This is a genomic window from Aquabacterium sp. UBA2148 (genome assembly GCF_002328915.1).
In the GTDB taxonomy this organism is placed as follows: domain Bacteria; phylum Pseudomonadota; class Gammaproteobacteria; order Burkholderiales; family Burkholderiaceae_C; genus Aquabacterium; species Aquabacterium parvum.
This window is the reverse complement of record NZ_DCXA01000045.1, coordinates 7,725-9,017: the sequence shown is the minus strand read 5'-3', so window position 1 is coordinate 9,017 and position 1,293 is coordinate 7,725. Positions and strand designations below refer to the sequence as shown.

Below are 1,293 nucleotides of genomic sequence, written 5' to 3'. Positions count from 1 at the left end.
CCCAGTTGCTGGCGGACCTCGCGCAACGCGCTCGCACGCCACTGCATGAATCCCTGGATCAGATTCGGCGCCTGCCCAAAGATCAGGCCAAGGCCCTGCGACCGCTGGTGCTGCTGGCGCACCTGGCGCTCGCCCAGGTCGAGGTGGTGGCCAACGCGGGCGACGCCGTGCTGCATCAGCGCCTGCTGCTGACGCCCTTGCGCAAGGCCTGGATCGCTCAATGCGTGGCCTGGGGCTGGATGCGCTGAACCTCAGCGGCCAAAAGGCGCGGCCAGGGGCTCACCCACGAAAAGGCTCTGACGGGGCCATGCCACGCTCTTCCAGTAAGCCTCCATGGCCGAAGCCCCCTGGGCATAGAACAGCAGCAACAACTGTGGGTGCGGGAACTTCTGCAGGTGTGAGCAAGGCTCGCTCACCGTGCCATGGCTGGCCGTGGCGCCAGCCTGTATCCAAGACATCACCGTCATCTGGCTGTTGGGCTTGTCGAGGACGCCTCCGAACGAGGTCAGGTGATCGGCCAAGGCGCCTGGCAGGAAGTTGACGCTCTCGAGACCGTCCACGTGGGTGCGACCGGTCAGGTACATCAACACCCGGTCGGCGTGACGCAAGGCGTCGGTCTGGTCCAGGTGGACGTCGATGCCAAAAGCCGGCACGGGACCGGCCGGCGGAAACAGTTGACGGCGCACGCTGCGCAGGGCGTCGGACGTCGCCACGAAATGCACGTTCGCAGGCTGCGCCCCACGCTCGCCGAGCGTGCCGTCCGAAGCCACCCCGCGGTTGATGAGGGCCTTGGCCTGGGCCACGTCGGGTGCGGCCAGCAACATGCTCAGGCGAACGCCAAAGTCACGCATCGGGTGGGTGCTGGAGGAGCCGAAGTACCGCGATGGCTTGCTGGGCGCGCAGGTCTTTTCACAAAGCGCCGGGTCGAACCCCAGGGCCAGCGCCCCGGTGATGCTGTGGCACTCGACCGCGTGCGGCTGGCGCCAAGCCAGGGCCAGGCCCTGGGACCGCACGCCGAAAAAGCCATCGACCTGACGCCTGAACGCCTGGAACTCCTGGCGATCCAGGGTGGGCCTGACGGGCAGGCGCAACCTCAGCACCTGGCTGGGCGAGATCTTGCGCGCCCGGATGTAATGCTCGCCCACCTCCACGGAGTACGGGTCGTCCACGTTGATGACCACACCGAGTTCTTCTGCGGTGATCCGCCCCCACACCCGCGGCACCCTGATCCATTGGCGGCCGCCGGCGTTGGCTCCAGCGCCCTCGTCGGATGCATCGACCGCACGAGATGCC

At 67.4% G+C, this 1,293-nt stretch carries 1 protein-coding gene and 1 pseudogene; one reads left to right on the top strand and one right to left on the bottom strand.

The annotated features are described in order from the left end of the window. A pseudogene (locus B2W70_RS02395) lies at positions 1–248 on the top strand (hypothetical protein); the annotation flags it as partial. Between the two features lie 3 nt (positions 249–251). Here B2W70_RS02395 and B2W70_RS02390 read toward each other — a convergent pair. Then, on the bottom strand, positions 252–1,293 hold a 1,042-nt coding region (locus tag B2W70_RS02390), incomplete at its 5' end, for a TIGR03790 family protein (protein ID WP_349677427.1).